This is a genomic window from uncultured Campylobacter sp., assembly GCF_938017615.1.
Taxonomy (GTDB): domain Bacteria; phylum Campylobacterota; class Campylobacteria; order Campylobacterales; family Campylobacteraceae; genus Campylobacter_B.
Map to the genome: position 1 here is coordinate 1 of NZ_CALIJA010000096.1, position 5,706 is coordinate 5,706.

General features: G+C 48.7%; 3 protein-coding genes. 1 reads left to right on the plus strand and 2 read right to left on the minus strand.

The window, feature by feature from the left end; genetic code table 11:
* Positions 1-49: 49 nt before the first annotated feature.
* The gene (locus Q0620_RS04510) at positions 50-1,240 is read right to left on the minus strand and encodes an ABC transporter permease (protein ID WP_297916694.1); all 1,191 of its coding nucleotides are present in this window, start codon (positions 1,238-1,240) and stop codon (positions 50-52) included.
* A 405-nt stretch (positions 1,241-1,645) separates the two neighbouring features.
* Complete coding sequence (locus Q0620_RS04515) at positions 1,646-4,255, minus strand: AAA family ATPase (RefSeq protein ID WP_298783383.1); 2,610 nt, start codon at positions 4,253-4,255, stop codon at positions 1,646-1,648.
* A 225-nt stretch (positions 4,256-4,480) separates the two neighbouring features.
* On the opposite strand from Q0620_RS04515, the gene Q0620_RS04520 reads away from it, so the two are divergent.
* Positions 4,481-5,706: S41 family peptidase (locus Q0620_RS04520; protein WP_298783384.1), on the plus strand; the 1,226-nt coding region annotated here is incomplete at its 3' end.

Here is a 5,706-nt window from a genome sequence, read left to right on the forward strand (position 1 = left end):
GCTCTAAATTTCAAAATTTAGCTAAATTTTTAAGGCGCCGCGTTTAAATTTACTCGTTGCGCAGTGTTTGCAGCACGTCGATCTGCGTGGCTTTTTTGGCCGGATACCATGACGAAAGCGCCACGATAAGCACCGCGCCGATTAAAATCATCGCCAAATCACCCAGCGAGAGCTCCATCGGCAGTTTCGAGCTTCCGTAAACGTCGGCCGGCAGATTTACGATGTCGAAGCTTCCGAGCAGCCACACGCCGAACAAACCCAAAATGAGCCCGAATATAATGCCGCCGCCGCCGATCGTGGCTCCGAGCGCAAAAAAGGTCCTCTTAACCTCCTTTTTGCTAGCGCCCAGGCTAAGTAAAAGCGCGATCTCTTGGCGGCGGTTCATCACGGTCATTAGAAGCGAACTCACGATATTTAGGCTCGCGACCAGGATTATTAGCATCAGCACGATGAAAAGCGCACGTTTTTCAAGTGCAAGGGCGCTGAAAAAATTACCGTTTTGCTGCCACCAGCCCACGGCATTAGCGCCGCTAGGAAGACTTTTTTTGATGCGCTCCAGGTCTTTAAACGGATCGTTTGAAAAAACATGCACGCCGTCGAATGTCCCCTCGTCATAGCCCAAAATTTTGGCTAGATCGCTCGCGTCCGCGTAGGAATACGCCTTGTCGTAGGCGATCAGCCCGGAGCTAAAATCCGCGCGCACGTCAAAGCGTTTCATCTTAGGGATCAGCGCAAAGCCGCCCGGATCGCTCTTCGTAAAGATCATCGTGATCTTGCTGCCCTCATCCAGCATAAACTCGTCCTTGATCCCGCGTCCTATCATGATGCCGTAGTCCGTTAGATTGGCGTCTTTGGCGCCTGCTGCGACGACGGAGTTGATGCGCTTTTCGTCGTTTAAATTTACGCCGAAAATCAGCCCGCCCTCGAGCTTCTCGCCGCTTTTGGCGATAACTTGCGAGCTAATATACGGGCTAAAGATCAGATCGGGAAAGTCCGCCCGCAGCCCCTCCACGTCGTCTTTTGAAATACCGCCGCGAAAGTGGCTGTGGATCGTGATCGGGTAGTTCATCGTAAAGAGCTTGCGCTCAAATTCCTTATCGAAACCGTTCATTATCGCCATCGCGACGATCAAGACCGTAAGCCCCACGCCGACGCCCAAGAACGCAAGCAGCGCCGAAAGCGTAATGAAGGGCTGAGAGCGATCGAATCTGAGATATTTGAATAATAAATACTTTACCAAAAAGCCGTCCTTGTAAAATTTCACATAAAATTTAGCGCTAAATTCTATGTGAAATTTTAAGTATTTTGGAATTTTAAAATTCCAAAAATAGGTACGCCTTGGGATACTAAGTTTTAACTAAATAGAATTTTACCTAGGTGTGAACTATAATTTTAAATACTCTTGAAATGTTTCAAATCCCAACGGGACAAAATTGAAGTTAAATTTAAAGATAGTGGAAAATGAGCTTTAACTCCCAACGGGATAGAATTCTACTTTACATCGTAGAGAGCATGAATAGGTTTCAATTCCCAAGGAGATAGATTATTAGCCCAATTTATATTAATAAAGTATTTTAGATTCACCTCGACAAATTTACTCCACCAAAGCGCGGAATTTACCCTGCAAGATAAATTCCGCCGAATTTTACTTCACCCTCTTTATTTCGATTTCGCCTTCGTGCGCGCCGATTTCGATCCGATCGCCCGTTTTGATCTCGTCGCTTAGGATCATATCGGCGATCTTATCCTCCACCAGATCGTAGAGCGCCCTTCGTAGCGGTCTTGCGCCGTATTCGATATCAAAGCCCGCCGAGGCGATGAGCTTTTTGGCATTTTCGCTTAGGCTTGCGTTAATGCCGCGATTTGCTAGCGTTTTTTGCAGGTTTTTAAACATAATGCCCACGATTTTTATAAGATCGTCCTCGCTTAGGGCGTTGAAGATCACGATATCGTCCAGGCGGTTGATAAATTCGGGCTTGAAATAATTCTTCAGCTCGCTCTTTACCGCCTCCTCTCGCTCGGCAAGCGCGATCTCGCGCGGCTTGTCCGCATTTTTGGCGTCAAGCTCCATAATCTTAGCTGAGCCGATATTGCTCGTTAGGATGATGATCGTGTTTTTGAAATCAACCGTAACGCCCTTGTTATCGGTTGCGCGCCCGTCGTCTAAAATTCCAAGCAAGATGTTAAAAACGTCCTTGTGCGCCTTTTCGATCTCATCAAAAAGCAGCACTGAATACGGCTTTCTGCGTACGGCTTCGGTAAGCTGCCCGCCCTCGTCGTAGCCCACGTATCCAGGAGGCGCGCCGAGCAGGCGGCTGACGCTGTGTTTTTCCATATACTCGCTCATATCAAAGCGGATCATCGCCCGCTCGTCGTCGAATAAAAACCTCGCTAAGCTCTTCGCGCTCTCGGTCTTGCCGACGCCGGTAGGTCCTAGAAACAAAAAGCTTCCGATTGGGCGATTTTCATTTACGAGCCCCGCTTTGTTGCGCTTGACGGCGCGAGCGATGGCGTGCAGCGCCTCATCCTGCCCCACGACGCTTTCTTTTAGATGCTCCTCGATGTGGAGGAATTTCTCCTTTTCGGAGGAGAGCATTTTGCTTACCGAGATACCCGTCCATTTGCTTAAAATTTCAGCCACGCTCTCCTCATCCACGCGGTTTCGCAAAAGCACGCCGTTTTCTTTCATCGCATCCCACTTCGTCTCAAGCTCCTTGACCTTTGCCTGCGCGGCGGGGATCTTGCCGTATTCGATCTCGGCGGCCTTGCTAAGATCGCCGTTGCGTCTTGCTAAGCTCGCTTCGTTTTTGAGGCTATCGATCGCCTTTTTCTCCTCGCTGATGCCGCCAAATACGGACTTTTCGTTTTCAAATTTAGCCTGAAGCGCGTTTTTCTGCTCGGTTAAATTTTCGATATCTTTATCGATCTGCGCGAGCCGCTCGTCGTTTTTGCCGTCATCCTCCATCTTAAGGGCTTCCTTTTCGACCTGAAGCGTAAGGATGTCGCGCTTAGCCTTAGCAAGCTCGTTTGGCTCGCTTTCGATCTGCATTTTAAGCTCCGCTGCCGCTTCGTCAATGAGATCGATCGCCTTATCGGGCAAGAACCTGTCGCTGATGTAGCGGTCGCTTAGCCTTGCAGCCGCCACAAGCGCGCTATCGGTGATGGTGACGTTGTGATGCACCTCCAGCCGCTCCTTTATGCCGCGCAGGATCGCCGTAGCCTCGCTCACGCTGGGCTCCGCGACCGTTACGGGCTGGAAGCGGCGCTGAAGCGCGGCATCTTTTTCAAAATACTTTCGGTACTCTTTCAGCGTCGTAGCGCCGATCGCGTGCAGCTCACCGCGCGCAAGGGCGGGCTTTAGGATGTTTGCGGCATCCATAGAGCCTTCGCTTGCGCCCGCGCCTACGATGGTGTGAATTTCATCGATGAAAAGCACGACGTTCGCGGCTTTTACGACCTCGTTTATGACGGCTTTGAGTCTATCTTCAAACTCGCCGCGGTACTTTGCGCCCGCAATCAGCGCGCTCATATCAAGCGCTATGACGCGTTTGTTTTGCAGGCTGAGCGGTACCTCTTTTTTGGCGATCAGCTGTGCAAGACCCTCGACGACCGCGGTTTTTCCAACGCCCGGCTCGCCGAGTAGGATAGGGTTGTTTTTCGTCTTGCGGATTAAAATTTGCATCATTCGCGAAATAACCTCGTCGCGGCCGATGACCGGATCGAGCTCGCCCGCAAGCGCCTTGGCTGTGAGATCGACACCGAATTTACTAAGCGCCTCAAGCGTCTCGTCGGCGGTTTGCGAATCGATGCTTTTGCCGCCGCGAAGCGCCTCTAGCTCTTTTTTGATCTCGCTAAGATCTGCAAATTTAGATAGAATTTTCTTTAGCGGATCGGCGTTTAAATTTGCGATCAGCCAGGTGTCTACGGCGATAAATTTATCGCCCGAGCTCGTCATCAGCCCTTTTGCGACCTCTAGCGAGTTCATCAGCTCGCGCGAAATACACACGTTTTCCTTCGTGACGTTTGAGCTCGTAGGCAAATTTGAAATTTCGCTTTTGATCTCAAGCTCGACCGCGGTCTTTTCAATACTAAATTTATTAAAAATTTGATTTAACACCGAGCCGCTGTCGGCTACCAAAGCCCAAAGCATGTGCAATACGCCCACTTCGCTATTTTTGGAATGGATCGCCAAAGAAACGCTGCTTTCGAGCACGGAGCGCATTTTGTCAGTTAAAATTTCAATAGTTTCGTTCATAAATTTTCTCCTAAAGTTGAAGTTGATTGCATTATATAACTTTAGTGTCTTTATGTCAAGGTTTTTTAGTGAGATTTTAAAATTTTCGCTTTAAATTTATCTGTAAACGCGCAAATTTCGTATGAAATTTACCTTATTTTTAGCCAATTTTCTATAAAATTCACTCCATTTTACTTTCAAGGATAAACTTTGCGACAAAAACACCTCTTCTTCGGCTTGGGATTTATTTTCTCTTTATTTTTAGGCGTTAGTTTTTTTACCGGAAATTTACAAGCCAGAGAGGTCAATGCGACTAAAAAACCAGACAGCGAAAAAACGCGTCTGGAGGCGCTAGCTAAGCTTACCAAGACGCTTGCGATCGTCGAAAACAATTATGTTGATGAGATGACATTCTCGGAGCTTGTGGACAAGACGATCTCGGGGCTTATGAATAACCTCGACGCGCACTCAAGCTATATGGACGAAAAGGCGTTTAACGATACGAAAGTCCAGACTGAGGGCGAGTTCGGTGGGCTTGGAATTCAAGTGGGTATGAAAGACGGCGCTCTGACCGTCATCTCGCCTATCGAGGGCACTCCTGCCGACAAGAAAGGTATTCAGGCTAACGACGTGATCTTGCGTATCGACGGCAACGCGACCTTCGGCATCACGATCGACGATGCGGTCTCAAAAATGCGCGGCAAGCCGAAAACCAAAATCACTCTAACAATCGTGCGCAAGGGTGTTAGCAAGCCTTTCGACGTCGAGATTATCCGCGACATAATCAAAGTGGAATCGGTCTATGCCAAGATGATCGAGGATGATAAAATTTTATATCTGCGCGTTACGAATTTCGATCAGCACGTAGTTCCGGATGCAAGCAAATTTATAAAAGAGCATAGAGACGCCAAAGGCATTATTTTGGATCTGCGAAACAACCCGGGCGGGCTTTTGGATCAAGCGATCGGGCTTGTAAATTTATTCGTAAGCAAAGGTCTTATTGTCTCTCAAAAAGGGCGCGCGAAAAACGAAACCGAAGCACATAACGCCGATCCTAAAAAGAAGATCACCGATCTACCGCTTGTGGTTTTGGTTAATGGCGGCAGCGCAAGCGCGAGCGAGATCGTAAGCGGCTCGCTTCAGGATCTAAAGCGCGCCGTGTTGGTTGGTGAAAAAACTTTTGGCAAGGGAAGCGTGCAGGTGATCCTGCCAATAGAGGATAAAGAAGCTCTGCGACTAACCATAGCGCGTTACTATCTATCAAGCGGTCGCACCATCCAAGCGGTGGGCGTGACGCCTGATCTCATAGTGGCGCCGGGCAAGGTGCCGAGCCGCGACGAGGATGAATTCTCGCTAAAAGAAGCTGATCTTAAAAAGCACCTGCAAGGCGAGTTAGCCAAGGTCGAGACCAAGAAAAAAGATGCTCAGAAAAAGGATGAGAAAAGTTTCATCACAGCAGAGCAGATTAATAA